General features: G+C 68.7%; 22 protein-coding genes. 6 read left to right on the top strand and 16 right to left on the bottom strand.

Features of this window, described 5'->3' with window-relative positions:
- Positions 1 to 8: 8 nt before the first annotated feature.
- From MRBLMI12_RS11655 to MRBLMI12_RS11640, 4 genes are all read right to left on the bottom strand, one after another.
- Positions 9 to 947, bottom strand: a complete 939-nt coding sequence (locus MRBLMI12_RS11655; protein WP_363356636.1) for a carbohydrate ABC transporter permease — start codon at positions 945 to 947, stop codon at positions 9 to 11.
- Positions 944 to 1,927: a carbohydrate ABC transporter permease gene (locus MRBLMI12_RS11650; protein ID WP_404908194.1), complete on the bottom strand. Its 984-nt coding sequence runs from the start codon at positions 1,925 to 1,927 to the stop codon at positions 944 to 946. Before MRBLMI12_RS11650 ends, MRBLMI12_RS11655 begins: the two co-directional genes overlap by 4 nt.
- A 74-nt stretch (positions 1,928 to 2,001) precedes the next feature.
- A complete protein-coding gene (locus tag MRBLMI12_RS11645) occupies positions 2,002 to 3,408 on the bottom strand; it encodes an ABC transporter substrate-binding protein (protein ID WP_363356635.1) in 1,407 nt (468 codons plus the stop codon).
- Positions 3,409 to 3,499: 91 nt separating this feature from the next.
- Positions 3,500 to 4,150 carry a prolyl oligopeptidase family serine peptidase gene (locus tag MRBLMI12_RS11640; RefSeq protein ID WP_363356634.1) on the bottom strand — a complete coding sequence of 217 codons (651 nt, stop codon included), beginning with the start codon at positions 4,148 to 4,150 and terminating at the stop codon, positions 3,500 to 3,502.
- Between the two features lie 105 nt (positions 4,151 to 4,255).
- Between MRBLMI12_RS11640 and MRBLMI12_RS11635 the strand changes: the two genes are divergently transcribed.
- From MRBLMI12_RS11635 to MRBLMI12_RS11625, 3 genes are all read left to right on the top strand, one after another.
- Positions 4,256 to 7,297, top strand: a complete 3,042-nt coding sequence (locus tag MRBLMI12_RS11635; RefSeq protein ID WP_363356633.1) for an alpha-mannosidase — start codon at positions 4,256 to 4,258, stop codon at positions 7,295 to 7,297.
- Positions 7,298 to 7,358: 61 nt separating this feature from the next.
- On the top strand, positions 7,359 to 7,697 hold the full coding sequence (locus MRBLMI12_RS11630) for an ArsR/SmtB family transcription factor (protein ID WP_363356632.1): 339 nt from the start codon (positions 7,359 to 7,361) through the stop codon (positions 7,695 to 7,697).
- Positions 7,694 to 8,362 (top strand): cation transporter, encoded by a 669-nt coding sequence (locus MRBLMI12_RS11625; protein WP_363356631.1) that lies wholly within the window; start codon positions 7,694 to 7,696, stop codon positions 8,360 to 8,362. The genes MRBLMI12_RS11630 and MRBLMI12_RS11625 overlap by 4 nt, the downstream gene beginning before the upstream one ends.
- Before the next feature lie 54 nt (positions 8,363 to 8,416).
- Here the strand turns inward: MRBLMI12_RS11625 and nhaA are convergent, their stop codons facing one another.
- Entirely contained in the window at positions 8,417 to 9,778 is a 1,362-nt protein-coding gene (gene nhaA, locus MRBLMI12_RS11620; protein WP_414686220.1) for a Na+/H+ antiporter NhaA, read from the bottom strand.
- Between the two features lie 165 nt (positions 9,779 to 9,943).
- Between nhaA and MRBLMI12_RS11615 the strand changes: the two genes are divergently transcribed.
- Complete coding sequence (locus MRBLMI12_RS11615) at positions 9,944 to 11,443, top strand: alanine/glycine:cation symporter family protein (protein ID WP_363356629.1); 1,500 nt, start codon at positions 9,944 to 9,946, stop codon at positions 11,441 to 11,443.
- A gap of 45 nt (positions 11,444 to 11,488) precedes the next feature.
- On the opposite strand, the gene MRBLMI12_RS11610 is transcribed toward MRBLMI12_RS11615, so the two are convergent.
- The gene (locus MRBLMI12_RS11610; protein ID WP_363356628.1) at positions 11,489 to 12,748 is read right to left on the bottom strand and encodes a multidrug effflux MFS transporter; all 1,260 of its coding nucleotides are present in this window, start codon (positions 12,746 to 12,748) and stop codon (positions 11,489 to 11,491) included.
- Between the two features lie 101 nt (positions 12,749 to 12,849).
- On the opposite strand from MRBLMI12_RS11610, the gene MRBLMI12_RS11605 reads away from it, so the two are divergent.
- Positions 12,850 to 13,722 carry a helix-turn-helix transcriptional regulator gene (locus MRBLMI12_RS11605; RefSeq protein ID WP_363356627.1) on the top strand — a complete coding sequence of 291 codons (873 nt, stop codon included), beginning with the start codon at positions 12,850 to 12,852 and terminating at the stop codon, positions 13,720 to 13,722.
- A 63-nt stretch (positions 13,723 to 13,785) separates the two neighbouring features.
- On the opposite strand, the gene MRBLMI12_RS11600 is transcribed toward MRBLMI12_RS11605, so the two are convergent.
- The 10 genes from MRBLMI12_RS11600 to MRBLMI12_RS11555 all read right to left on the bottom strand — a co-directional run bounded on the left by MRBLMI12_RS11600 (position 13,786) and on the right by MRBLMI12_RS11555 (position 25,073).
- Complete coding sequence (locus MRBLMI12_RS11600) at positions 13,786 to 15,009, bottom strand: RNA polymerase sigma factor (protein WP_363356626.1); 1,224 nt, start codon at positions 15,007 to 15,009, stop codon at positions 13,786 to 13,788.
- Positions 15,006 to 15,335, bottom strand: coding sequence for a YciI family protein (locus tag MRBLMI12_RS11595; protein ID WP_363356625.1), 330 nt, complete (start codon positions 15,333 to 15,335; stop codon positions 15,006 to 15,008). The genes MRBLMI12_RS11600 and MRBLMI12_RS11595 overlap by 4 nt, the downstream gene beginning before the upstream one ends.
- A 158-nt stretch (positions 15,336 to 15,493) precedes the next feature.
- Positions 15,494 to 17,623 (bottom strand): beta-galactosidase, encoded by a 2,130-nt coding sequence (locus MRBLMI12_RS11590; RefSeq protein ID WP_363356624.1) that lies wholly within the window; start codon positions 17,621 to 17,623, stop codon positions 15,494 to 15,496.
- Positions 17,616 to 18,323 carry a hypothetical protein gene (locus MRBLMI12_RS11585; RefSeq protein ID WP_363356623.1) on the bottom strand — a complete coding sequence of 236 codons (708 nt, stop codon included), beginning with the start codon at positions 18,321 to 18,323 and terminating at the stop codon, positions 17,616 to 17,618. The genes MRBLMI12_RS11590 and MRBLMI12_RS11585 overlap by 8 nt, the downstream gene beginning before the upstream one ends.
- Positions 18,324 to 18,431: 108 nt before the next feature.
- On the bottom strand, positions 18,432 to 20,105 hold the full coding sequence (locus tag MRBLMI12_RS11580; RefSeq protein WP_363356622.1) for an extracellular solute-binding protein: 1,674 nt from the start codon (positions 20,103 to 20,105) through the stop codon (positions 18,432 to 18,434).
- 62 nt (positions 20,106 to 20,167) lie between these two features.
- Positions 20,168 to 21,097 (bottom strand): carbohydrate ABC transporter permease, encoded by a 930-nt coding sequence (locus MRBLMI12_RS11575; RefSeq protein WP_363356621.1) that lies wholly within the window; start codon positions 21,095 to 21,097, stop codon positions 20,168 to 20,170.
- Positions 21,091 to 22,119, bottom strand: coding sequence for an ABC transporter permease (locus MRBLMI12_RS11570; protein ID WP_349426125.1), 1,029 nt, complete (start codon positions 22,117 to 22,119; stop codon positions 21,091 to 21,093). Before MRBLMI12_RS11570 ends, MRBLMI12_RS11575 begins: the two co-directional genes overlap by 7 nt.
- A gap of 34 nt (positions 22,120 to 22,153) precedes the next feature.
- On the bottom strand, positions 22,154 to 23,215 hold the full coding sequence (locus tag MRBLMI12_RS11565) for a Gfo/Idh/MocA family protein (protein WP_363356620.1): 1,062 nt from the start codon (positions 23,213 to 23,215) through the stop codon (positions 22,154 to 22,156).
- A complete protein-coding gene (locus MRBLMI12_RS11560) occupies positions 23,212 to 23,943 on the bottom strand; it encodes a cupin domain-containing protein (RefSeq protein ID WP_363356619.1) in 732 nt (243 codons plus the stop codon). Before MRBLMI12_RS11560 ends, MRBLMI12_RS11565 begins: the two co-directional genes overlap by 4 nt.
- Complete coding sequence (locus tag MRBLMI12_RS11555; protein ID WP_363356618.1) at positions 23,940 to 25,073, bottom strand: Gfo/Idh/MocA family protein; 1,134 nt, start codon at positions 25,071 to 25,073, stop codon at positions 23,940 to 23,942. The genes MRBLMI12_RS11560 and MRBLMI12_RS11555 overlap by 4 nt, the downstream gene beginning before the upstream one ends.
- Before the next feature lie 101 nt (positions 25,074 to 25,174).
- Between MRBLMI12_RS11555 and MRBLMI12_RS11550 the strand changes: the two genes are divergently transcribed.
- Entirely contained in the window at positions 25,175 to 26,185 is a 1,011-nt protein-coding gene (locus MRBLMI12_RS11550) for a LacI family DNA-binding transcriptional regulator (RefSeq protein ID WP_363356617.1), read from the top strand.
- Positions 26,186 to 26,204 lie beyond the last annotated feature (19 nt).

Genomic DNA, 26,204 nt, shown 5'->3' with positions numbered 1-26,204 from the left:
CGCCGTGGTCACCCCTTGATCGCGCCGGCCTGGCCGGCGCTGCGGAGGAACTGACGCTGGAACATCAGGAACAGCGCGATGGGGATGATCACCGAGATGAACATGCCCGCCATGAGCAGACTCGTCGGAGCGGTGTCGCTGACGCGGTAGAGCCCGACCGAGAGGGGCTGCAGATCCGGCGAGGGCAGGACCAGCAACGGCCAGAGGAATTCCTTCCACGAGCCGACGATCGTGAGGAGCGACACGACGCCGATCACGGGCCGCGACATCGGCAGGACGATCGACCAGAACACCCGGAAGACGCCCGCGCCGTCGATCTTCGCCGCCTCGAACACGTCCCGTGGCAGGCGGTCGAAGAAGCGGGCCACCAGCAGCACGTTGAAGGCGCTGGCCGCGGTCGGCAGCCACACCGCCCAGTACGTGTTGACGAGGTTCACGCCGATCAGCGGCACATCGAGGATCGTCACGTAGAGCGAGATCAGCGACACGACGCCCGGGATGAAGAGCGTCGCGAGGACGCCGGCGTTGACCACCTTCGCGTAGCGGGGCTTCAGGATCGAGATCCCGTAGCCGCCGGTGAGGGCGACGAGCAGCCCGAAGAACCAGCATCCTGCCGCCATCCAGACCGTGTTGAGCAGGTATTGGCCGATGCGGATCTGCGACCACGCGTCGGGCAGGTTCTGCCACTGGATGCCGCTCGGCCACCACTCGAACGGATACTTGAGGATGTCCTGGCTGGTCGACAGCGCCGCCTTGAACAGCCACAGCAGCGGCCCGAACGAGACGACGATCAGGCAGGCGATGAGGACGACCGCGAGGATCCGCGTCGTGAGGCGGACCGAGCGGCGCGACCTGTCGAGCGCCGAGACGTTGGTGCGGTCGTCGGTGTCCTCCTTCGCCGCCTTCCCCTTGCCGATCGCGCGGACCGTGGTGGTCACGAAGGTCACGATTCGCTCCACTTCCGCGTCAGCCGCAGGTAGATCGCCGAGATCACGCTCAGGACGACGGCGAGGAGCAGGCTCAGGGCCGTCGCCTTGCCGAAGTCGCCCGACAGGAAGGCGTAGTTGTAGATGAGCATCAGGAGTGTCACCGTCCGGTTCTCGGGTCCGCCGCCGGTCATGACGAAGGGATCGGTGAAGACCTGCATGGTGCCGATGATCTGCAGCAGCAGCATGAGCAGGATCACGCTGCGCAGCTGGGGCAGCGTCACGTGCCAGGTGCGCTGCAGGATCGACGCCCCATCGACCTCGGCCGCGTCGTAGAGCTCGGCCTGGATCGACATGAGCGCCGCGAGGTAGATGATCGTGGCCGTGCCCGCCGTCGCCCACGTCGCCTGGATCACGATGCTGGGCATCGCGAGCGCCGGGTCCTGCAGCCAGCCGATCGGCCCCAGTCCGAACCAGCCGAGCACGGTGTTGAAGAGGCCGGACGACGAGGGGTCGTAGAACTGCTTCCAGAGCAGGACGCTGACCACGGGCGGGATGATGACGGGCAGGTAGACGAGGACGCTCGAGATCTGGCGGCTGCGCCGCAGCTCCGCCATCACCATCGCCATCAGGATCGGCAGGGGGAAGCCGATGAACAGCGCCAGGACCGCGAACCAGACGGTGTTGCCGGCGGCGGTCCACAGCAGCGGGTCGGCCAGCACGCGCTCGAAGTTGCGCAGGCCCACCCATGTCGGGTCGTTGATGAGGTCCGTCTGCTGGAAGGCGAGGATGAGGCTCTTGAGGATCGGCCACCACGCGAAGTAGCCGAACGTCAGCAGCAGCGGCACGAACATGACGAGCGTCGGCACGCCGCCGTTGCGCACCCACGCCACCAATCGCGCGCGCGGTCCCTTGCGCCGCCGGGGCGCAGCGGAGGGCGTAGCGGTGTCGGCGGCCGCGTCGGCCGGCAGACCGACGAAGGGCGGAGCGGTTGCGGTCACGGTGTGTCTCCCGTCGGTGTTCTCGGGCCGGATGCATCCGGTGGCCGCGGCTGTCCGCGGCCACCGGGAGCGGATCATCCGGCGTCGACCAGGTCCTGGACCTGCGTCTCGGCCGACGTCAGCAGCTCGTCGAAGTCCGCGTCCTCACGCGTGAGGACAGCCTGCACGACAGGGTCGAGCGCGGCGTACAGCTCCTGCGCCTTCTTCGCCGGCTCCGGGACGATCGTCGCCGTCGCGAGGCTGTCGAGGTAGGCGGTGTAGTTCTCGCGCGGAACGTTGATGTACGGCTCGATCCAGCCGAGGTACGTCTCGTACTGCTCGTCCGAGACGACCGGCACCTCCGGCAGGCCGACCGGCAGGTCGTCGGCGACCTGGGCCTCGGCCCACGTGACCGCCGCCTCTTCATCGACGTAGCGGTTCAGGAAGTAGAACTTCGTCCACTCCAGCGCCGCGCAGAGCTGGTCGGGCGTGGCCTTCGGGTTGAACCACTGGATGTTGCCGCCCCCGAGCACGCCCAGGGGGTCGTCGCCCGTCGGGAACGGGGCGAGTCCGAAATCCTCCTTCGGCATGCCGCGGCCGATCACGAGGCTGTTGTACAGGTTCGCCCCGTTGAGGCTCTGACCGATGGAGCCGGCGGCGATGTCGTCGCGGATGGCGTTGTTGTCATAGAGGAAGTTGGCACCGGCGGCCTCCTCCTCCCATCGCACATCGTGCAGGAACTGCAGGCTCGCCTCCATCCCGGGCGTGTCCAGGGTGACGGTCGTGGTGTCGCCGTCGACCTCCTCGACGAGGTCGCCGTTCGAGTACGACATCGATGTCAGCAGCCAGCCTCCGGTGTTGGCGGTGGTGGGGATGATGAAGCCGGTCTGCCCGGTCTCGTCCGAGATCGTGGCGGCGGCATCCAGCACCTCGTCCCACGTCGTGGGGGGTGCGTCGGGGTCGAGACCGGCCTCGGTGAACAGCGCGCGGTCGTAGATGAGACCCATCGTGTAGGCGGCTCGCACCACGCCGTAGGTGTGGCCGTCGGCGTCCTCGGTGACGGCCTTGAGCTGCGGGTTCAGCTGGCTCAGCACGTCGTCGCTCTCGACGTACGCCGTGATGTCGGCCGCCTGGCCGCGCTCGATCAGCGACTGGATGTCGGTGAACGGCACCTGCAGGGTGGTCGGCAGCGTTCCGCCGACGAGCAGCGCGGGGAAGGTGGAGACGTCGTACTTCGTCTCTTCGTCGTCGATGGTGATGTTGGGGTGGTCCTCTTCGAACTGCGCGACCGCGTTCTCCCACGCCTCGAGGTTGGCCGTCTGGTCCGACGTCGGTCGCTCGCCCACCGTGATGGTCACATCAGCATCGGGGTCGCACGTCACCGCCTCGGCCGACGGCGTCGACGAGGGCGAACCGCCGCCCGCGCATCCGCTCACGAGCAGTCCCGTGACGGCGATGCCCGTGACGAGTCCGCCCGCGCGAACCCAGCGCTGCTGTGTCATTTGTCTCTACTCCTTCGTAGTTCGGCGTGCACTCTGATCTCGATGCGAATCTCAACCGGTTTCATCACTCTGGCGTGAAACATATCCGATGTCAAGCCGGGATCGAGCCGTCGCGCAGCCAGCCCTCCCGTGCGAGCCATGCGGCGCACGCATTCGTCCACGGCACGAGGTCGCCTCCGAGGCCGCAGCCGTGCCCGCCGAGAGGGTACAGGTGAAGCTCGTGCGGGATCCCCGCGTGGTGCATCGCCGACGACAGCAGGAGCGAATGCTCGACGGGGACCTTCTGATCGTCGAACGAGTGGAAGAGGAAGGATGCTGGCGCAGCGGCGGTGACGAGCGACTCCAGCGATAGTGCCGCCCGACGAGCGGGAGTATCTTCGTCACCGAGGAGGACCTCGCTGGATCCCTGATGAGAGTGCTTTTCCAACGAGACGACCGGATACCCGAGCACCAGCCCGTCGACGCGGCGGGTCGCGTCGGCGGGCCGGAGTGCAGCGAGCCCGGCGGCGTGTCCCCCGGCGGAGAAGCCCACGAGCAGCACGCGGTCGGCGCCCGCGCCGCGCAGCTCGGCGATACGGGCGCCGATCGCGTCGTGCGCGGCGGGGTGCGCCATCCCGACGGGATACCGGAAGATGTCAGCCTCGACTCCCAGCGCGCGCAGCCACGCGACGACGGGCTCCGCCTCGTGCGGTGCATGGTGGCGGTAGCTCCCACCCGGGAGAACAAGTGCTCTGATCGTCATGTCACACCTTTGAAACCGGTTGTTGCCTCACAGCGTTGCATGTACGCTCGTCGGCGGGCAACTCCGATGCGAAGACGCGGACGCCCCGGCAAGTGAGGAGCAAAGGTGCACGACGACCGGTCGCATGTGCAGGCACGCCTGCGGAGGTTCACCAGGGAGCGGCTCGAGCCGGCCGTGCACCCCGAGTTCCACCCGCTGCGGGTCGAGCACTGGTCCGTGCCCGACGAGCCGGTGCCGTTCGCGGAGGCGGTCGTTCGCGGGTACGAGCCGACTCCGGCCGGCTGGACGTGGGGCCGTGCGTGGAGCTCGACGTGGTTCCGGCTCTCGGGGCGGCTCCCTGAAGGGTGGAGCCCGCAGCACACCGAGATCGTGTGCGACCTCGGCTTCACGGCCGACCGCCCGGGCTTCCAGGTCGAGGGTCTGGCGTACCGCCCGGACGGCAGCATCCTCAAGGCAGTCTCACCCCGCGGCCACCACCTGCCGCTCGACGCGGACGCCGGCGACGACCTCACGCTCTACGTCGAAGCTGCCGCGAACCCCGACGTCGCGGGCGAGTGGACCTTCGCGGCGACGCCGCTGGGCGACAAGCTGACGTCGGGTGAAGGGCCGCTGTACAGCCTCGGCGCCATCGGCTTCGTCAGGCGCGACGAGACGGCGTGGGAGCTGCTGCAGGACATCCAGGTGCTCAGCGGCCTGTTGGGCGAGCTGGCGCAGGACTCCCCGCGGCACCACACCATCGTGCGAGGCCTCGAGCGGATGCTCGACGTCGTCGATCCCGACGACGTCGCGGCCACTGCGGCGCTCGCCCGCGAGGCCATCGCACCCCTGCTCGCCTCCCCCGCGCACGCGTCCAGCCACCGCATCGTCGCGGTCGGCCACGCGCACATCGACTCCGCATGGCTCTGGCCCACCCGCGAGACGATCCGCAAGGTCGCGCGGACGTTCGCGAACGCGCTGGAGCTCATGGAGCGGCATCCGGAGTTCGTCTTCGCCGCCTCGTCGGCGCAGCAGTACGCGTGGCTCGAGGAGCACCACCCCGCATTGTTCGCGCGGGTGCGCGAGCAGGTGCAGGCCGGCAGGTTCGTGCCCGTCGGCGGCATGTGGGTCGAGTCCGACACGAACATGCCCGCCGGCGAGTCGATGATCCGCCAGTTCCTCCACGGCAAGCGGTTCTTCCGCGAGCGTCTCGGGGTCGAGACCGAGGAGGTCTGGCTTCCGGACTCGTTCGGCTACTCGGCGGCGCTGCCGCAGATCGTCCGGGGCACGGGCAATCGCTGGTTCCTGACGCAGAAGCTGTCGTGGAGCCAGGTGAACCGGCTGCCGCACCACACGTTCTGGTGGGAGGGGATCGACGGCACGCGCGTGTTCACCCATCTGCCGCCGGCCGACACCTACAACTCCGAGCTGACGCCGGCCGAGCTGCTGCACACCGAGCGCAACTTCAAGGACGCCGGTGCCGCCACGACCTCGCTCGTGCCGTTCGGGTACGGCGACGGAGGCGGCGGCCCGACCCGCGAGATGCTGGCCGCCGCCCAGAGGTCACGCGACCTCGAGGGCCTTCCCCGCGTCGAGATCGCCGCGCCCCGCCGGTTCTTCACGGATGCCGAGGCCGAGTACGCGGACGCGCCGGTGTGGGCGGGCGAGATGTACCTCGAGCTGCACCGGGGCACCTACACGTCGCAGCTGCGCACGAAGCAGGGCAACCGGCGCAGCGAGCAGCTCCTGCACGAGGCGGAGCTCTGGTCGGCGACGGCCGCGATCCGCACCGGCGAGCCGTACCCCTACGACGAGCTGCGGCGGGCCTGGGAGACCGTGCTGCTGCTCCAGTTCCACGACATCCTCCCCGGCAGCTCGATCGCCTGGGTCCATCGCGAGGCCGAGCGCGACCACGCGCGGATCCGCGACGAGCTCACCACGATCATCGACCGCAGTGTGGCCGCCCTCGTCGGCACCGGATCGACGCCGTTCGTCGCCAACCCGATGCCCCTGCCCGGCCTCGGCGTCGGGGCGTTCGCCATCGGCGCCCGCGCCGAGACGGCGGCCGACGCGACGTGGGAGCGCCGACCCGACGGTGGCCTGGCGGTCGACAACGGTGTGCTCCGAGCGGTCATCGACGCGCGCGGGCTCGTCGTCTCACTCGTCGACGAGGTCTCGGGTCGCGAGGCGGTGGCCCCGGGCGGCGCGGCGAACCGGCTGGTGCTGCACCGCGACACCCCGAACGAGTGGGATGCCTGGGACATCGACGACCACTACCGCCGCAACGCCACGCCCCTCGACGTCGGCGCGCCCGAGTCGCTGGACGCGGTGACGGACGACGACGGATCGGTGACGGTGACGGTGGTCCGCTCCTTCGGCGCGTCGCACGTGACGCAGCGGCTCACCCTCGCGCCCGGCGCGCCTGTGTTGGACCTCGAGCTGGTCATCGATTGGCACGAGAGCCAGAAGCTGCTGAAGCTGTACGTCGACATCGATGTGCACGCCGACGTCACCGCCGCCGAGACCCAGTTCGGCCACGTGCACCGCGTCACGCACGAGAACACCTCCTGGGAGGCCGCGCGCTTCGAGTTCTGCACGCATCGGTGGGTGCACGTCGGCGAGCCCGGCTACGGCGTCGCGGTCGCCAACGACTCCACCCACGGGCACGACGCCCGCCGCACCCCGCGCACCGGGGGCGGGCGCTCCACCACGCTGGGCATGTCGCTCATCCGCGCACCCCGCTTCCCCGACCCCGTGGCCGATCAGGGCACGCACACCCTGAGGGTCGCGTTGCGGCCGAATGCCGGCATCCGGGATGCCGTCGCCGAGGGGTACCGGCTCAACCGGCCCGTGCGGCGCGTCACCGGCGACCACGCCGCGGCCGCCCTCTTCGCCGTGCGCAGCGAGACCGTGGTGGCCGAGACGGTCAAGCTGGCCGACGACGAGTCCGGCGACGTCATCCTCCGGCTGTACGAATCGGCCGGCGGTCGGGGATCCGTCTCGGTGACGGCGCTCTTCGACGCCGCGAGCTGCGAGCGCACCGACCTGCTCGAGCGCGCGACCGGCGATCCGTGGGATGCGCCGTCCACGACGCTCGAGCTGCGGCCGTTCGAGATCGTCACCCTCCGCTATCGGCGCCGGGCCGGGCACGAGCGAGACGAACTACGATGACGCGATGCGTTCGTAACGGTTCACCGTTCCATTAATTCACGAGCCGCTGTATCGTGGCGTCATGCTCGCTCCCACGGCTACCGTCACGCATACCGCAGCGCTCGCCCGGTTCGGCCACGCTTTGTCGGATCCGACACGAGTGGGCATCCTGCTGGCGTTGCGGGAGGCGCCGGCCTATCCGTCGGACCTCGCGGAGACGTTGGGCGTCTCCCGGCAGGTGATGTCCAACCAGCTGGCGTGTCTCCGCGGCTGCGGCCTCGTGGAGGCCACCCCTGACGGCCGGCGCAGTCAGTATCGGCTCGCTGACTCTCACCTCGCACCGGCGCTCGATGAACTGCTGCAGGTCGTTCTCGTTGTCGAACCGGACTGCTGTGACGGGGAGGGCTGCAGCTGCGCATGAGCATCAGCCTCACGGCCGATCGCCGCGCCGTCCTGCAGCGACGGATCCGCTGGATCGTCACCGCCACGATCGCCTACAACCTGATCGAAGCGATCGTCGCGATCACCGCCGGCAGCATCGCCTCCTCCGGCGCGCTGATCGCCTTCGGCCTGGACTCCACCATCGAGGTCCTCTCCGCTGCCGCGGTGGCCTGGCAATTCACCCGCCAGGACCCGGAACGCTGGGAGAAGCCCACTCTGCGTGTCATCGCCGTCGCGTTCTTCTCCCTCGCGATCTACGTCGTCATCACATCGCTGCTGACGCTGCTGGGACGAGTCGAGGCGCAGCACACCACGCTCGGCATCATCATCACCGCGCTCAGCGTGATCATCATGCCGTTCCTCTCCCTGGCCGAACGACGCACCGGCCGCGAACTCGGTTCCGCCACCGCCGTCGCCGACTCCAAGCAGACGCTCATCTGCACCTACCTGTCCGCCGCGGTCCTCGCGGGTCTCCTCCTCAACAGCCTCCTCGGCTGGTGGTGGGCTGACGCCATCGCCGGCCTCGTCATTGCCGGCTTCGCCATCCGAGAAGGCGTCGAAGCCTGGCGCGGCGACGCCTGCGCCACCTCCGTCGGCATGCTCCTCGAGGACGAACACAACGACGACGACCACGACCACGGCTGATGTCGCCGATCTCCTGATGGCAACCCAGAGAAGGGTCGCCGGCGAGCGCGCGGGTCAGCGCTGGTCGTCGGCGGTGGCGTCCCGTTCGTAGACATCCGGGATGCCGTCCCCGTCGGCGTCGACGGCGTCCTCGGCGGCGATGCGCTTGTAGCGACGGTTGCGCGCGAGGAGGATCACCGATGCCGCGAGCGAGGCGACCACGGACGCGACCATGATGGCGATCTTTGCGTCGTCGTTGTGCGGACTGTCCGCGCCGAAACTGAGCTCGGCGACCAGCAGTGAGACCGTGAAGCCGATCCCCGCAAGGATGCCGACGCCGATGAGGTCGATCCAGCGCAGCGCGGGGTCGAGGCGTGCCCGCGTCGCAGCGGTGAGCACACGGGTCGTGAGCACGATCCCGATCGGCTTGCCCAGCACCAGCCCCGCCACGACGCCGATCGTGACGGGGTCCGTGATCGCCCGCGTGATGCCTTCGACGCCGCCGAGTGCGACGCCCGCCGCGAAGAAGGCGAAGACCGGCACGGCGAAGCCCGTCGAGAGCGGCCGGAACCGATGCTCGAACTCCTCGGCGAGTCCGCCGTCGCGTGACGTCACCGCGCCGCCCTTCGGCGGCCTGACCGGGATCGTGAACGCGAGGGCGACGCCCGCGATCGTGGCGTGAACACCCGACGCATGCATGAAGGCCCATGCGGCGAAGCCGATCGGGAGCAGGATCACCCATGCGGCGGCGGGCTTGAGGTGGAACACCGCCTGGTACCGCTGGGCGAGGAAGCCGTAGACGGCGATCACGGCCAGCGAGATGACGAGCGCAACCACGTCGATCTCGCTGGTGTAGAAGATGGCGATGATGAGGATCGCGATGAGGTCGTCGACGACCGCGAGCGTGAGCAGGAAGATCCGGAGCGGGCTCGGCAGATGGGAGCCGACCAGCGCCAGAACCGCCACCGCGAACGCGATGTCGGTGGCCGTCGGGATCGCCCAGCCGACCGCCAGGCTGGGGTGGTTCCACACGACGGCCGTGTAGATCACGGCCGGGACGACCACTCCGCCGACCGCCGCGGCGACGGGGACGATCGCGGTGCGGAAGTCGCGAAGGTCGCCGACGACGACCTCGCGCTTGAGTTCGAGTCCGACGAGGAAGAAGAAGATCGCGAGGAGTCCGTCCGCCGCCCAGGTGCCCAGCGAGAGGTCCAGGTGCCACGGAGCGTAGCCGACGGTGACGTCCCGCAGCGCGAAGTACGAATCCGCCGCGGGGCTGTTCGCCCAGATGAGGGCGACGACCGCAGCGGCCACGAGGAGCGCGCCGCCGACGGCTTCCTTCCGCAGCAGCGCGCCGATCCGGCTCGCCTCGGCGTAGCTTCCCCGGCGGGGGAACGAGGAGGAAGTGGGGCGTGGGTTCTGATGAGTCACGGGGATGCCATCCGGCTGATCGATCGACAGAGACAGTGTCGACCAGACTTCCCGACGCGCCTCCGCCAGCTTACAGAGCCCCGCGGGCATGCCCTCCCGATGTGACGCGGTCAGCCGACCGGCCGCCGCCGTTCCTTTGCTCTTCGGTACTCGTTCGCCATACTGACGTCCATGGATGACGTGAACGAGTGGCTGTTGACGTGGGGCGACCATCTCTGGACCTGGGTGGTGCTTCCCGTCGTCGTCTTCCTCGGGCTGTACTTCACGATCCGTTCGGGGGTGGTGCAGTTCCGACTCATCCCGGAGATGTTCCGCACGCTCACCGACAAGACTCCGCGCACGGCATCCGGAGAGCCGCAGTCGGTGTCGGCGTTCCAGGCGTTCACGATCTCCGCGGCGTCGCGCGTGGGTGTCGGCAACATCGCGGGCGTCGGAACAGCGATCGCGGTGGGCGGTCCCGGAGCCGTGTTCTGGATGTGGGTCATGGCGTTCATCGGCGGCGCCTCCAGCTTCATCGAGTCCTCCCTCGCGCAGCTGTTCAAGGTGCGCGACAGTGACAGCTTCCGCGGCGGCCCGGCGTACTACATGCAGCGCGGGCTCAAGGCGCGCTGGCTGGGCGTGTGGTTCGCGATCATCCTCATCGTCTGCTTCCCCTTCGCCTTCAGCTCGTTGCAGGCGAACACGATCTCGGCGACCGTGACCTCCAGCATCGGCGGCGGCCCGGCATGGCTCCCGTGGGGCATCGGGATCGGGATCGCGGCGCTGACCGGCCTGGTCGTCTTCGGCGGCGTGCGTCGCATCGCGTCGGTCACGCAGCTGCTGGTGCCGATCATGGCGCTCGCCTACCTCCTGCTGGGCCTCATCGTGGTCGGGCTTCACGTCGACCGGATCGGCCCGGTCTTCGCGGAGATCTTCACCCAGGCGTGGGGGTTCAACGAAGTCGTCGGCGCGACGTTCGGCTACATCGTCCTCACCGGCGTGAAGCGCGGCATGTTCTCGAACGAGGCCGGCCTCGGCTCGGCACCCAACGCGGGGGCGAGCGCCGCCGTGACGCACCCGGTCAAGCAGGGACTCGTCCAGACTCTCGGGGTCTACTTCGACACCTTCCTGGTGTGCTCGATCACCGCATTCATCATCCTCGTCTCGGTGCCCGATCTCGCCGGGGCGGAGCGAGGGATCGGACTGACGCAGGGCGCCCTCGTCGGCACGCTCGGCGAGTGGTCCAACATCGCGTTGAGCGTCATCATCTTCCTGCTCGCGTTCTCATCCATTCTCGGCAACTACTACTACGGCGAGTCGAACATCGAGTTCATCACGACCCGTCGCTCGGTGCTGACCGGCTACCGCATCCTCGTCATCGTCGCCGTGCTCGCCGGATCGGTCGTGGGAGCGGACCTCGTCTGGAACTTCGCCGACGGCGTGATGGGGCTCATGGCGCTCACCAACCTCATCGCCATCGGCCTGCTGTCAGGCATCTCCTTCCGATTGCTGAAGGACTACACCGCGCAGCGCCGGGCCGGCCGGGACCCGGTCTTCACCCGTGCACTCCTTCCCGACATCACCGGCATCGAGTGCTGGGAGGACGAGCTCAGCGTCACCGGTCCGATCGACGTCCAGACCAAGCGCCACCAGGCCGAGAAGCACCGCGACCACCTGCACCAACAGGACTGAGCCTCGCCGCACGGCACGGGGACGACGCGGTCCGGCGGCGTCTGCTCACTCGTGGACCGCGGAGGAGACGAGCGCCGGCTGCCGGTTCGCCGCGCGGGCGTCGACCGTGAGTCGCCGGGCGATGAGCAGAGACGCCGCAGCCGCGAGCAGCACCGCGACGGTCGTCACCACGCCGAGCGGGAGGATGCTGAGGGCACCGGCGACGCCGACCAACGGGGCTGCGACGCCGCCGAAGCCGAACCGGACCATCCCCAGGAGCGACGACGCCGTCCCGGCGATCTGCGGGTACTCGACCAGGGCGAGCGTGGTCGCCGGCGGTGACGAGATCGCGACGCCGGCGGCCAGGAGGAAGAGCGCCACGATGACCACCCAGAGCGGCACCGCCGTGAGGCCGGCCACGAGCAGTCCGGCTGCCCCGAGCGCGGAGACGAGGATGCCGATCGCGAGCGTTCCCACGATGCTCCATCGCTCTGCCGCGCGGCCGGCGAGGTAGCCGAAGGTCATGAAGCCTGCGGAGTTGAGCCCGAAGGCCAGGGCGTACCCCATCGGGGAGAGGCCGTAGATGTCCTGCAGCACGAAGGTCGCGCCCGACAGGTACGCGAACAGCGCCGCGTACAGGAACCCCTGATTGAGGACCGCTCCGAGGAAGACGCGGTCCGACAGGAGCGTCCGGAAGTCACTCATGGTCTGGGCGAACCCTCCACGTGAGCGCAGCGCAACGGGGAGCGTCTCGCGGAACACCAGCAGCGTGGCGATCAGGATGAGCGCGCCGATCGCGGCGAGGAAGACGAACAGTCCGCGCCAGTCGGTCACGGCGTTGAGCATTCCGCCCAGCAGCGGCCCGACGATGGCGGCGAGACCGCCGATGACGGTGAGCCGGCCGTAGAAGCGGATCAGGGCGCCGCCCGCGTAGATGTCGCGGCCGGCTGCCTGGGCGATCACGATGCCGACCCCACCGGAGAGGCCATGCACGAACCGGGCGACGATGAGCAGCTCCACGGTGGGGCTGATCGCGCAGAGCACCGAGGTGACGATGTACGCGACGATGCCGACGAGCAGGATGCCACGTCGCCCGAAGCGGTCTGACAGCGGACCGGCGATCAGCTGCCCTGCGGCGAGCCCGATCAGGCAGGCGGTGACGGTCAGCTGCGCGACGGAGGTCGCGGCATCCAACTCCGCAGTCAGCGCCGGGAGGGCGGGCAGGTAGAGGTCCATCGAGATCGGCCCGAACACGGTCAGCAGCAGCAGGAGCGTCGGCAGGAGCCGACGCAGCGGGGTCGAAGGCGAAGCGGTCTGGTCGAGCATGCCACCAGCCTTCCGGCCGCGCGCCGGCGGGAGGAGTCCCTGACGAGGGGTGTACCGCCAGGGCATCCCCCGGGCAGCGACGCCCGACCTACGATGTCGACATGGACAACCGAGCCGAGGTGCGTGAGTTCCTCATGTCGCGGCGGGCGAAGGTCACGCCGGACGCCGCGGGACTCACCGCCGGCTCGAACCGGCGCGTGGCGGGTCTGCGACGCACTGAGGTGGCGATGCTGGCGGGAGTCAGCGTGGAGTACTACGCCAAGCTCGAGCGCGGGGCGATCGCCGGCGCCTCCGCGTCCGTGCTCGAGGCCGTCTCGCGCGCACTGCAGCTGGACGACACCGAGCGCGCGCACCTTCTCGACCTCGCGCGTGCGGCCGACGGCATCCCGTCTTCCGGGCGTCCCCGCCGCCGCGCGGCGAAGGCGGCGGCGCCGCGGCCGAGCCTGCTGTGGGCGATGTCGGCGATCACCGACGCGGTGGCCTTCGTGCGCGATCAGCACCAGGACATGCTCGCGACCAACGCCCTCGCCCGCGCCTTCTACTCCCCGCTCATCGGAGACGGCGGCCGGACGCCGAACCTGGCTCGATTCCAGTTCCTCGACCCGGCGTCGCGGGAGTTCTACCCGGAGTGGGATCGCATGGCCGAGATGTGCGTCGCGATCATGCGCAGCGAGGCGGGCCGCGATCCGCACGACAAGGGATTGCAGGACCTGGTCGGCGAGCTGTCGACCCGCAGCGACACGTTCCGCCGGCTGTGGGGTGCGCACGATGTGCGGACACACGGGGCGGGCACGAAGCACTTCCACCATCCCGTCGTGGGCGACGTCACCCTCGCCTTCGAAGAACTCGCGATCACCGCCGAGCCGGGCCAGGTGCTGCTGATCTACACCGCCGAACCAGGGTCGCCGTCGGCCGAGCGGCTGCGGCTGCTCGCCTCCTGGAGTGCCGACCACCCCGTGGACGTCTCCTCGTAGGGACCAGGGTATGCGTGATCGCCACGGCGCGGGACGCGACGAACGTGACAGCTGGGGTGCGGTTCATTCCGACGGTCGGGTCGAGTCCCGCTGTCGCGTGAGGTACGCGACCTCCGCCGTGTTGCTCGCCAGGGCAAGCGCCGCGTCGTAGGCTGCGGCCGCCTCCGCGGGTCGCCCCAGTCGCCGCAGCAGCTCCGCACGGGCAGCGTGATACGGGTGGTAGGACTCCAGCTCCGGCCTGAGAGCGTCGACGAGGGCGAGCCCCACCTCCGGTCCGTCGCGCTCGCTCACCGCGATCGCGCGGTTCAACCGCACGATCGGCGAGCGGTCGAGCCGCAGAAGGTGATCGTAGAGCGCGACCACCTGCGTCCAATCGGTCGCGTCGCCGTCGGTGTGGACGGCGTTGATCGCGGCGAGCAGCTGGTAGCGGCCCGGCGGCATGCCGGATGCCAGTCGCGCACGGACCAGCGCGTGCCCCTCCGCAATCGACTCGGCATCCCACTGCCCGCGGTCCTGCTCGCCGAGAGGCACGAGCTCGCCTGCCGACGACACGCGCGCCGGGCGGCGCGCGTCGGTCAGCAGCATCAGCGCCAGCATCCCGGTCGCCTCGCCGTCGTCGGGCAGCAGCTGGTGCAGGAGCCGGGCGAGACGGATCGCCTCGCCGGTCAGCTCCTCGCGCACTGGTGCGCTGTCGGGGCCGCTGGCGAGATATCCCTCATTGAAGATCAGGAACAGCACGGTCAGCACACCCGCCACCCGGCCCGGCAGGTCCTCGGCCCCCGGCACTCGGTACGGGATGCCGGCGGCGGCGATCTTCGCCTTCGCCCGCGTGATGCGCGCCCCCATCGTGGTCTCCTGCACCAGGAACGCGCGGGCGATCTCGGGCACGCTCAGTCCGCCGACCATCCGCAGTGTCAGCGCGACACGCGCCTCCATAGCGAGGGCAGGGTGACAGCAGATGAAGATCAGCCGCAACCGGTCGTCGCCGATCGCGCCGAGCGGCTCGGGCTCTGCGTCGTACACGAGCTGCGCCTCCCTGTGTCTCGCGTCACGGCTGCTCTCGCGCCGGATGCGGTCGATCGCCTTACGGGTGGCGGTGGTCGTGAGCCACGCGCCGGGGTTGGGCGGGATGCCCTCCGCCGGCCAGTGCTCGGCGGCGGAGGCGAACGCGTCCGCGGCGGCATCCTCGGCGATGTCGAGGTTGCCGAACCGCTTCGCGAGGGTCGCCACCACCCGCGCCCACTCGTCGCGGTGAGCGCGGGTCAGGGCATCATGCGCGTCGGTCACCCGGCGAGCAGCGGCCGCACCTCGAGCCGACGATTGCAGGCTTTGGAGCCCTCGACCATCAGCTTCAGGGCGACGTCCAGGTCGTCGGCTTCGATGATCCAGAACCCCGCGGCCCACTCCTTCGCCTCGACGAACGGACCGTCGGTGAACACCGGCTCGTCGCCACGGCCGTCGATGAAGGTGGAGACGGTCGGATCGGCGAGCCCGGCGGCGAAGACCCAGTGGCCGCCGGCGCGGAGCCTGTCGTTGAACGCATCGATCGCGACGCCCTCCTCGGCCGTCCCCGAGTTGCTTCGGCTGTCGATGACGTTGACCAGGTACTGCATGCTCATATCCTCTCTCTCGCGTGACGCATCAGACCAGGGCCGGCCTGATGGTGGGCGGGATCGCGATCATCGCGAGCAGTGAAGCGCTCGTGGTCGCGGATCCTCGCCTTCACTACCGCTACGAATGGGACCGACGGGATTCGACAGGGCGTCGGAAATCAGCGCGGTGCAGGACGCGTGCGGCGGAGCACGATCACGTCGGCCGGATGCAGGACGATGATGTCGCCGGCGCTCAAGTCACGACCCGTGAGCAGGTCCGTGCCACTCGCATGGAGGCGGATCGTCGCATCCCGCGGACCGTGGTGGAGCAGGAAGTCGACGGTCTGTCCGGATGCCGCGATCCGCGTCGCGAACTCGAGGCCGGGGACGTCGGCGTACGGGCCGACGAGGTCGTGCCGCTCGAGCGCATCGGTCACGATGTGCGAGAGCCCGGTCGCGTCGAGCTGAGTGCCCACGTACCACACGTGTCCCTCGCGGCCGCCGTCGACGGCAACCGCACGACGCGTGATCGCGGGCTCGCCCGCGTAGAAGTCCGCCCCATAGCGGGCCAGCACCTCGGCCCCATCCGGGACGAGCACCTCGAAGACCATCTCCCCGGCTGCGGGAGAGGCACCCCCCTCCCCGTCGAACACGACGGGGTTCATGACGCCCGGTTCGGCGGCATCCGTCTCGGCGACGCGCACGCCGGCGAGCCCGGCGAGCGGTCCGGGTGCATCCGCGAGGAATCGGCGGTCGTCCTCATCCGCTCGGCCCGACAGGCACCCGGTGATGACCGTGCCGCCGCGCTCGGCGACGGTGCGCAGGCGGGCAGCGGTGTCCCCCTTCACGAGGTGGAGCAGCGGCGCAGCCACGACGTCGTAGCCGCTCAGATCGGCAGTCACCGGCACGACATCGAGCTGCGCGCCGGCCTCCCAGAACGGGCGCGCCCAATCGGTGATGGTCGACAGGTACCGGAGGTTGCGGTTCGGGCCATCGGCCATCTCCACCGCCCACCACGAGTCCCAGTCGACCACCAGCGCGCAGCGTGAGGGAGTCCGGGCACCGAGGAGGATGTCACCGACGGCCTCCACCTCCTTGCCGAGGCCGGCAACCTCGCGGAAGGTGCGGGTGTCGAGTCGCCCCGAGTGGTCGAGAACGGCTCCGTGGGTCATCTCGCACGCGCCACGCGACGCCCGCATCTGGAAGTACAGAACGGAGTCCGCGCCGTGGGCGACCGCCTGCCACGACCAGAGCCGCACGATGCCCGGCCGCCTCACCGGATTGACGTCGCGCGACGCGGTGACCGACGGTGTCTGCTCCATGAGCCAGAACGGGGCGCCGTCCTTCAGCCCGCGCATGAGGTCGTGAGCGAGCGCCGTCGCCCACGGCTCGTCGTATCGGCGCGGATAGTTGTCCCAGGACGCGAAGTCGAGGTCGGCTGACCAGCGGTGATAGTCCAGGGGCTGGAAGAAGCCCATGAAGTTCGTGGTGACCGGCAGCTCGGAGTGCTCGCGGATGGCGGCCTTCTCGTCGCGGAACTGGCGGAGCGCGTTGTCGGTGGAGAATCGATGGAAGTCGAGCGTGATGCCCTGGAAGGCCGTCTTGCCAGGCCCTCCCCAGTGCTCGGTGAGCGCACTCGGGGGCTCGATCTCGTCCCAGTCCGTGAAGCGGTGCGACCAGAACACGGTGTTCCACGCCTCGTTCAGCTCATCCAGCGTTTCGTAGCGGGCCCTGAGCCAGCGGCGGAACTCCGCGGCGCACAGATCGCAGTAGCAGCGACCCCCGTACTCGTTGCCGACGTGCCAGGCGACGACAGCAGGGTGCGACCCGTAGCGCTCTGCGAGGCGCAGGGCGATCTGCGCGGCGAGGCGCCGATAGTCCGGTGAGCTCCAGCATGCATTGTGACGTTGTCCGTACCGGTGCCGTCGCCCCTCGAAATCGACCCGTGTGATGTCGGGATACTTCCGGGCCATCCAGGGAGGAAGCGCCCCCGTGCCCGTGCCGAGGCAGATCGACCGCCCTTCGTCCGCTGCCCGTTGGACGATCTTGTCGAGCATCGAGAAGTCGAGCACATCCTCGTCGGGCTGCGTCAGCGCCCAGGTGAAGACCCCGACGGTCACCGTCGTGATGCGCGCGGCGTCGAAAGCCTCGTAATCGCGGTCCCAGATCTCATCCGGCCACTGCTCGGGTGAGTAGTCCCCGCCGTAGGCGAGGTGATCGAGCTCGGGCAGGCGTGCGGCAACCGGCTGGCCGGCCGGGTGGCCCAGGATTGTGACTTCGGGCAGCGGCCGCGGTCGCAGGTCAGGCATCGTCGGTGAACCTCTTCGTGACGTGGTGGAAGACAGGGCGCGCCATCAGCGTGAGAAGACCGACGAACGCCCACAGGAAGAGCATCAGGACCACTTCGGATGCGACGAGCACGACGAAGGCGGCGACGAGGACGAGCGACAGGACACCCAGCGAGTAACCCCACCGCGGAACGATCTGCGTGAGCGCGACGCGCGCGGCATCGCGGGTTCGAAAGCGGAAGCCGGCCGTGAGGACGAGCATGTGGCCGCTCCACACGATGACGAGCGCGGCGAGACACAGCAGGAGCGGGCGCACTGCCGCTCCGCTGTCGACCGCATCGAGGTGGATGAGGTTGAAGGTCAGCAGCGCGAGGACGAGGCTCACGGGAGCCGCCCAGGCGAGTGTCGCACCGATGTCTCGACGATAGGCGCGGAAGAAGTACCTCCCCGGCGCCAGGTCGTTGGAGCGGGTCGCCGCGCGGACAGCCGAGACACCGGCGACGAGTGCGGGCGCCAACGGCAGCAGAGCGAAGACGAACAGGGGAAGGTTGGACGGGTCGCGATCGAGCAGCAGCACGGCGCCGATCGTAGGAAGCGTCGCGAGCAGGAGCTGCGCCTCGAGGACCAGCATCCGATAGACCACGGCGGCGGCGCGGGAGAGCGGTCCGCGCCCGATCTCATCCGCCGTGCCTGCCCGGCGCGGGCGGTGGTCGATGCTCATGTCTCTTCTCCTTCGGGCGGGCGGAACGGCGGGACGGCGGACCGGCCGGGGACGGCGGGGACGCCGGGACGGCGGGCCGGCGGCGTGAGGCAGCCGGCCCGCCGGGCCTCACTCGGTGGATTCGCTCCGGCCGCGCTCGAGCGCGGTGTTGATCGTGTCGATGAGCTGGCTCGCGCCGAGGCTCTCCATCTCGCTGACGTACGCGTCCCAGTCGTCGATGGATCGCTGACCCGTGATGAACGACGCGGTCGCCGACTGCACCGCGTCAGTCAGCTGCGTCTGGAGGAGCGAGGTCTGCTCGAGTTCGATCTCGTTCAGAAGCGGAGCGGGTGCGGTCGGCAGCTGTTCCTTCGCGTCGAGCTGATCCTCGGTCCAGGCCGCGATCTCGTCGGTCATCATCGAGATCACGAGGTCGCGGGAAGACCCGTTGGCGAGCAGGAAGACGCCGTTGCTGTAGCCGAAGTCGGCATTGAGCAGCTTCGGTGCGCCCGCGTTGATCGAGCTCCAGGCGATGTCCTCGTTGAGCGTGCGTGTGCCATCCGCCTCACGGGTGAATGTCTCGCCCTCGACGCCCCACTGGGCGAACTCGAGGCCCTCGTCGGAGTAGTAGAGCCAATCGATGAACTGCAGCAGCGCCTTGAAGTACGGCTTCTCGGCCGCGTCGCTGCCGATGAGGAGACCCGAGGTGAAGCGCCCGCTCGCCATGTTGGAACCAGCGGGTCCCCCGGGAATCGAGATCAGGCGGATCGGCACATCACCATTGCCCGCGTCCGCGAGCTTCGTCCGGTATTCGGCGAGGGCCTGCGTGTTCCCCGAGATGGCGGCCGACCGTCCGGAGACGAACTTCTGAACCGCCTGGTCGTCGCTCTGCGTGATCTCCGGGTCGAGCACCCCGGCCGCCACCAGATCCGCGGCGTAGGAGACGACCTCCTTGTACTCGTCGGTCGCGCCCGTGAAGACGTACTCCCCTGCCTCCTCGTCGTACCAGGTGTTCGCATACCCCCATCCGGCCGCGGTGCCGTAGTTCGGGGCCATGACGTTGAGCAGTGAGCCCAGGGGCTGCGAGTCGGTCCAGCGGTCCGACATCGCGTAGTCGATCTCGGGATTGGCCTCCTTGACCTGCTCGAGCTGCTCGAGATAGTCGTCCCACGTCGCCGGGTCCTCGGTGATCCCCGCCTTCTCCCACAGGTCCTCGCGGATCACGACGGAGTACTGCACGTCCGGCGCCTCGCGCAGGCCCGGGAGGTGGTAGATCTTCCCGTCCGCCTGTCGGCGGTTGTCGAGATCTTCCTCGAGCCCCCAGTCCTCGATCTTCTGCGAGAAGTTCGGGAGGTAGTCGAAGTAGTCCGAGATGGGCAGAAGCGCGCCGCCCGACACGAACTGGGTCTCGCTGCCCGCATAGCTCGACGAGATGATGTCGGTCGCCTCGCCGCTGCCGATGAGCAGGGCCTTCTTCTGGTCGTAGTCGGCCATCGGGATGTCGGTGCGCGAGAAGGTGACGTTCTGGTCCTCCGCGAGGTGCTGGAAGACCGACCAGTCGTCCTTGACCGGATAGTTCGGATGGTCGCGGTACATGAGCGAGAAATCGACGGGCTCGGTCGCCTGGAAGGTGACGTCGACGCCGAAGTCCTCCATGGCCCCCACAGAGTGGGCCTCGTCGATGGTTGCTCCGCCGTCATTCGCGACGGCCTCGTCGGTCGGGCTGTTCGAGCACGCGGCGAGCGCGACCGCGCAGACGGCGAGGCCTGCGAAGCCCGCGAGTGCCTTGCGGGTGATGGTCATGATTGTCTCCTGTTCTTGAACGTCTTCGTTCGGCGGGGATGGGATACGAGAGCGGCGCATCATCAGCCCTTGACGGACCCGAGCATCACGCCCGAGACGAAGTAGCGCTGGATGAAGGGGTAGAGGCAGATGATCGGAAGCACCGTGAGCAGCATCGTCACGGCCTGGATGTTGGACGCGATCTGGACGGCTTCGCCGCCGGTCGCCTCCTGCGTTCCCGTCGCCGCGGCGATGAGGTTGCGCAGGTAGACCGTCACGGGGAACTGCGTCTTGTCGTCCATGAAGAGGAACGCGCTGAACCACGAGTTCCAGAGGCTCACCGCATAGAAGAGGGTCATCGTCGCGATGACCGCCTTGGACAGCGGCAGCACGATGCGGAAGAAGATGCCGTACGTCGACAGCCCGTCGATCGCTGCCGCCTCTTCGAGATCCGTCGGAAAGTTCTCGAAGAACGACTTCATGACGAGCAGGTTGAAGACGCTCAGGGCACCCGGCACGACGATGGCCCAGATGCTGTTGCGCCAGCCGAGGTAGTTGGCGATGAGGATGTAGTTCGGGATCAGCCCGCCGCCGAAGAACATCGTGAAGACGGCGATGCCGATGAAGAATGCGCGCCCCTTGAGATACGGCTTGCTGAGCGCGTACGCATACGTCGTCGTCATCGCCATGGCGATGATCGTCCCGACGATCGTGTAGAGGAACGTGTTCGCGTAGTTCGTCCAGAACAGCTGATCGCTCAGCACGACGCGGAAGGTGTCGAGGTTGAACCCGCGCGGGATGAGGTTGACCTCACCGGCGGCGATGTAGCCCTCGGAAGAGAACGCCTTCGCGATCAGGTTGACGAACGGGTACAGCGTGACGGCGCAGACCAGCAGCAGGCAGATCACGTTGACGGCACGGAACACCTGGGTCCCGCGCGAGTCCCGGATGACTCCGGTCTCCTTTCGGACATGGGCGATGTCCGGCTTCTGGGGCAGGGATTCGGTCACCATAGCGAGGTTCCAACCATTCGACGGGAGAGGGCGTTCGCGCCGAGCACGAGCACCAGGCCGATGAGAGCCTCGAAGAGCCCGATGGCGGTGCCGTAGGAGAACTGGGCCGACTGGATGCCGACGCGGTACAGGTAGGTCGCGATGACGTCTGCCGTGGAGTAGATGAGCGGGTTCTGCAGCAACAGCACCTTCTCGAATCCGACGGACATGAACGTGCCGATGTTCAGGATGAGGAGCACCATCATCGTCGGCTGGATGCCGGGCAGCGTGATGTGCCAGGTCTGCTGCCACCGGTTGGCGCCGTCGATCCGCGCCGCCTCGTAGAGCTGGTCGTCGATCGTCGTGAGCGCCGCGAGGTAGAGGATCGTGCCCCAGCCGACGGTCTGCCAGACCTCGGAGGACACGTAGATCGCACGGAACCACTCGGGCCTCTGCATGAACGGCACGGGGTCGGCGCCGAGGGCCTCGACCACTTGGTTCACGGTTCCGTTGAGTGCCGTCAGCTGGAGCACGAGCCCCGCGACGATGACGACCGACATGAAGTGCGGCAGGTAGGAGATCGTCTGCGCGATGCGCTTGAAGCGCCGCGACCGCAGCTCGTTGAGCATGAGAGCCAGGATGATCGGCAGCGGGAACGTGATCAGCAGCGTGAGCGCTCCGAGGATCACGGTGTTCCAGAACACCGTCCAGAACTGCTGGTTCGAGATGAACGTCTCGAAGTAATAGAACCCCACCCATTCGTCTCCGAAGATCGACCCTCCGGGCCGGAATCGACGGAAGGCGATGATGTTGCCCAGCATCGGGACGTATTTGAAGACCAGCAGGAAGATCAGCGGTGCGATGAGGAAGGTGTAGAGCCGCCAGTCGCGGGCGAGAGCACGACGCCAGGACTGCTTCGCGCGAGGCGTGGGGTCCCCTCGGAAGCGCCGTCGCTTCGCCGGTGCGGTCGTGATCACCCGTGTCTCGTTGGCCGGCGGCGGATCGCCCACCAGCGACAGGGGTCGGTCAAGGGACTGTGTCATGAGAACTCCACATCGTCGTGGTTCAAATGGACTGTTACGGGGCGAGCACGAGCGCTTCGCCCTGCGCCTGGAGGCTGAGCTCTGCGGCCTTGAGTGCGTGGGCCTGGGTCATGGCGGTCTCGGTCCGGTCGATGCAGTCGCGGATGAGCTGCCCGAAGTAGGGGAATCCGGTCATGCCGTTCGCATTGAAGCGGTACTGGCCTTCCTGGTTGACGAGGATGACCTGGCCGCCGCCGTTGTCGGTCGTGATGTCGATGTACTTGCGCAGCTCGATGTAGCCGTCGGTCCCCAGCAGCAGCGTGCGCCCGTCGCCGAACACGCCCAGACCGTCGGGGGTGAACCAGTCGACGCGGACGTAGCCGGTCGTGCCGTTGTCGAGCACGACGTGCGCATCGCCGAAGTCCTGCAGCCCCGGGGTGTCGGAGTGGGCGTAGTTCGCGACCGTCGAGGTCGACACGCGTCCGTCGGTCGCGCCGGTGTAGAAGAGCATCTGCTCGAAGTTGTGGCTGCCGATGTCGCAGAGGATGCCGCCGTACTGCTCGGGATCGTAGAACCAGTCCGGCCGACCACCGCCGATGCGGTGCGGGCCGAAGCACACGACCTGCAGGACCGTGCCGATCGCGCCCCGCTCGACGAGCTGGCCGGCGAGGATCGCAGCCTCGGAGTGCACGCGCTCGCCGTAGTAGACCGCGTACTTGCGACCGGTGCGCGCCGTGGCCTCACGGACGGCCTCGAGCTGAGCGAACGTGGTCAGCGGCGCCTTGTCGACGAAGGCGTCCTTGCCCGCCTCGATCGCGCGAAGTCCGATCGGCGCACGCTCCGAGGCGATGGCCGCTGTCGCGATGAGGCGAACCTCGGGATCATCGAGCACCTCCTGCTCCGACGATGCGACGCGGGCAGTCGGGTACCGCTCGGTGAACCTCGCGACCCGGTCTGCGTCTTCATCGAACACCCACTTCACCACCGCCCCGGCGGCGATGAGGCCGTCGGTCATGCCGAAGATGTGCCCATGGTCGAGGCCGACGGCCGCGAAGACGAACTCACCGGGCGCGACGACCGGCTGCGGGAGGGGATCGAACGTGTACGGGTGGTTCATCGGGGACTCTCCTGAAGATCGGTGACGTCGTAGGCGCGGATACGGCCGCACATGCCGTAGCCGCGGTCGGCGGCGGGGGCAGGCGCCTCGTGAACCCGCGCATCGCGCAGGTGTGCGACATCGCCGCGCGCGATCGCCTCCGTGAGCGCGAACGACCGCTCGGCCTGGGCGAGCGGACGCTCGCGCACGAGCCGCCCCCACGCGGAGGCGCGGCGCGCGACGAGTGCGCCGGCCGCCGCGTAGAAGTCCTCGAGTGGCCCGCGATCACCGGCGGTGACAGCGTCGCGCAGGGCCCCGAACCCCGCCACCGCGAGATCGCGACGTCGTGGTGCGCGCTCCGCACGACTCTCCGCCTCCCCGAGCGACGCGGCCGCCGCGTACGCGTCGGGGTCGGCCACGACGTCGGCGGGGAAGGTCATCACCGCGTCGCCGGCCTCGGGCAGGCCCGCGTTGCTCATCAGCACGATGACCTTGAGCCCTCCGCGGTTCACGGCTCGGTGGATCGTGCCGGGCGTGAACCACACGACCGATCCCGCTTCGAGCTCGGTCTCGTGGAAGCCCTCGCCGTCGATCGTCTGCAGTGCGCCGCGCCCCTCGACGACGACGTAGGCCTCGGTCGAGACCAGGTGCATGTGCGGACTTCCACCGCACACGCCGTCGGCGGCGGCATCCGCGTAGATGTCGAGGTGTGACAGCGATGTGCCGCCCGGAAACGACGAGGCGCTCATGACGCGCCCGCCTCGACAAGGGAGGTCTGCTTCTCGGAGAAGTGCGGCGCATGCGCGACGAGCTGACCCGCTCGGTAGTAGGGGTCGTCCGCCTTGAGAGGCAGCGACACGAACGTGCGCTCGATGCCCGCCTTGTAGATCGCCGTGACGACCTCGATCGCGTTGCGGCCATCCCTCCCGTCCGCGATCGGCGCACGGCCGGAACGGATGGCGGCGAGCATGTCGCCGATCTGGCCCTCGTGTCCGCGGTGGCGCAGCGGCTCGCGCTCCGCGACGACGGCCTCGATGGCCGCGACGAGCTCGGGATCGCCGCCCTTCGCCGGGAATCCTCCGCCGTCGGCTCGCTCGGCGACGACCTTCCACGGCTGCGAGACGCGGGCGTTCTCACCCTGGATGACGATCTCCTGCTCTTCGCCGTGATGCACCACCGAGCTCGTCAGCTGCGCCAGGCCCCGCCCGTATTGGAACACCGCCACCGAGAGATCCTCGACCTCGCTGTTGTCGTGCTGCGCGTTCGCGAGCATCGCCGTGATCTCAGTCGGGCTGCCCAGGAGCCAGAGGAGCAGGTCGATGTGGTGAATGGCGTGGTTGAGGGTGCTGCCTCCGCCTTCCTTCTCCCACGTGCCGCGCCACCACAGGTCGTAGTACGGCAGGCCGCGCCACCAGGCGGAGTCCACGCGCACGTGAGAGATCGAGCCGAGGAGCCCCGAATCGACGACGCTCTTGAGGGTCGCGAGGTCGTCGCGGAAGCGATTCTGCGCGACGACGGACAGCACCTTTCCCGAACGCTCCTGCGCGGCGAGCATCGCATCGCACTCCTCGAGGGAGGGGGCCATCGGCTTCTCCACGAGGACGTTCACGCCCCCGTCCAGCGCGGCGATCGAGAGCTGCGCATGCGACGAGGGCGGCGTCGCAATGCTCACGAGGTCGAGGCGTGCCTCCGCGATCATCCGCAGCGGGTCGTCATAGCCGACCGCGCCCGTCAGGCCGAACACCTCCGCTTTCGCGGCCGCCTTGCCCGGCATGACATCGGCGAGCGCGACGATCTCGCACTGCCCGGGGAACGCCAGATACCCACTGATGTGGGCGCTCGCGATACTGCCGGTGCCGATGATTCCGATTCTGAGCATTGCTTCCTCGCAAGTTTTTACTACGTATTACTAAGACGTAGTAGATAGTATGGAGGACACGTCCGCACGGTCAAGTACTTTTTCCGGGCAGGATGTCGGAGATGGGGTATGAAGGCATGGGCAGACGCCCGACCAGTCACGATGTCGCCCGTCACGCGGGCGTCTCGCAGTCGACGGTGTCCTTCGTCTTCACGGGACGCAGCGGCATCTCGGCCGCCACGCGGGAGCGCGTGCTCGCGGCGGCCGCGGAGCTCAACTACCGCCCGAACCTGGCCGCGCGTTCCATGCGGACCCAGCGGACAGGACGGCTGGCGGTCGTCATCCCCGTCTCGGGCCTGAACCTGTTCCCGGTCCTCGAGGGGGCTGCGTCGACGGCCCGCGACGCCGGCTACGTCGTCGAGGTGATCAGCCTGTCGTCCTCACCCGAGGAGCGCGCGGACGACCTCGCCTCTGTCGTCGAGTCAGGCGAATACGAGGGCATCCTCTCGTTCACTCCGATGCGAGCGCCGCGCCAGACCTCGACGGAATCGGCGCCGGTTCTTCTCTCGCTCTCCGAGTTCGATGAGAACATGCACGCCACCGGCGCGTTCAGCGATGCCCGCCCCGTCGCCGAGATGATGGAGAGACTCGCGGAGATGGGGCACCGCAGGTTCCTGCACATCGCAGGACCGCCCGACTACCCGGCCGCGGTGGCACGCCGAGACGCGTACCTCGCGACGGTCGATCGACTCGGCGTCGAATCTCTCGGGGTCGTCGGCGGGAACTGGAGCGGCGCGACGGCGAACGAATGTGTTCAGGCGCTTCCCGACGACACACCTCCGCTGGCGGTCATCGCAGCCAACGACGTCCTCGCCGCCGGAGCAATCCGCGGCGCGATCACACGCGGGTGGACGGTTCCCGGGGATGTGAGCGTGACCGGCTGGGACGATCTCACCATGAGCGCCCACTTCATCCCCTCGCTCACGACCGTGTTCCAGGATCGCCAGCGCCTCGGCGCCCACTCGATGCAGCGCCTTCTCGCCGCCATCCGTGGAACTGAGCCGCCCACGCAGGACGACGCCCTGCAGAAGGTCGTGTGGCGCGAGTCCGTCGCGCCGCCTGGGGCTCGGTGAGCTGAGAGCCTGCTGCTGG

The sequence above is a fragment of the Microbacterium sp. LMI12-1-1.1 genome, assembly GCF_040676455.1.
GTDB lineage: Bacteria > Actinomycetota > Actinomycetes > Actinomycetales > Microbacteriaceae > Microbacterium.
This window is presented reverse-complemented; position numbering and strand designations above follow the sequence as displayed.

Bases quoted from the DNA above. Each gene is read 5' to 3' on its own strand.
- MRBLMI12_RS11605 (WP_363356627.1), top strand. From the start codon at position 12,850: ATGGACAACCGAGCCGAGGTGCGTGAGTTCCTCATGTCGCGGCGGGCG.
- MRBLMI12_RS11645 (WP_363356635.1), bottom strand. From the start codon at position 3,408: ATGACACAGCAGCGCTGGGTTCGCGCGGGCGGACTCGTCACGGGCATC.
- MRBLMI12_RS11555 (WP_363356618.1), bottom strand. From the start codon at position 25,073: ATGCTCAGAATCGGAATCATCGGCACCGGCAGTATCGCGAGCGCCCAC.
- MRBLMI12_RS11580 (WP_363356622.1), bottom strand. From the start codon at position 20,105: ATGACCATCACCCGCAAGGCACTCGCGGGCTTCGCAGGCCTCGCCGTC.
- MRBLMI12_RS11560 (WP_363356619.1), bottom strand. From the start codon at position 23,943: ATGAGCGCCTCGTCGTTTCCGGGCGGCACATCGCTGTCACACCTCGAC.
- MRBLMI12_RS11640 (WP_363356634.1), bottom strand. From the start codon at position 4,150: ATGACGATCAGAGCACTTGTTCTCCCGGGTGGGAGCTACCGCCACCAT.
- MRBLMI12_RS11575 (WP_363356621.1), bottom strand. From the start codon at position 21,097: ATGGTGACCGAATCCCTGCCCCAGAAGCCGGACATCGCCCATGTCCGA.
- MRBLMI12_RS11610 (WP_363356628.1), bottom strand. From the start codon at position 12,748: ATGCTCGACCAGACCGCTTCGCCTTCGACCCCGCTGCGTCGGCTCCTG.
- MRBLMI12_RS11625 (WP_363356631.1), top strand. From the start codon at position 7,694: ATGAGCATCAGCCTCACGGCCGATCGCCGCGCCGTCCTGCAGCGACGG.
- MRBLMI12_RS11590 (WP_363356624.1), bottom strand. From the start codon at position 17,623: ATGCCTGACCTGCGACCGCGGCCGCTGCCCGAAGTCACAATCCTGGGC.
- MRBLMI12_RS11585 (WP_363356623.1), bottom strand. From the start codon at position 18,323: ATGAGCATCGACCACCGCCCGCGCCGGGCAGGCACGGCGGATGAGATC.
- MRBLMI12_RS11565 (WP_363356620.1), bottom strand. From the start codon at position 23,215: ATGAACCACCCGTACACGTTCGATCCCCTCCCGCAGCCGGTCGTCGCG.
- MRBLMI12_RS11630 (WP_363356632.1), top strand. From the start codon at position 7,359: ATGCTCGCTCCCACGGCTACCGTCACGCATACCGCAGCGCTCGCCCGG.
- MRBLMI12_RS11615 (WP_363356629.1), top strand. From the start codon at position 9,944: ATGGATGACGTGAACGAGTGGCTGTTGACGTGGGGCGACCATCTCTGG.
- MRBLMI12_RS11570 (WP_349426125.1), bottom strand. From the start codon at position 22,119: ATGACACAGTCCCTTGACCGACCCCTGTCGCTGGTGGGCGATCCGCCG.
- MRBLMI12_RS11595 (WP_363356625.1), bottom strand. From the start codon at position 15,335: ATGCAGTACCTGGTCAACGTCATCGACAGCCGAAGCAACTCGGGGACG.
- MRBLMI12_RS11550 (WP_363356617.1), top strand. From the start codon at position 25,175: ATGGGGTATGAAGGCATGGGCAGACGCCCGACCAGTCACGATGTCGCC.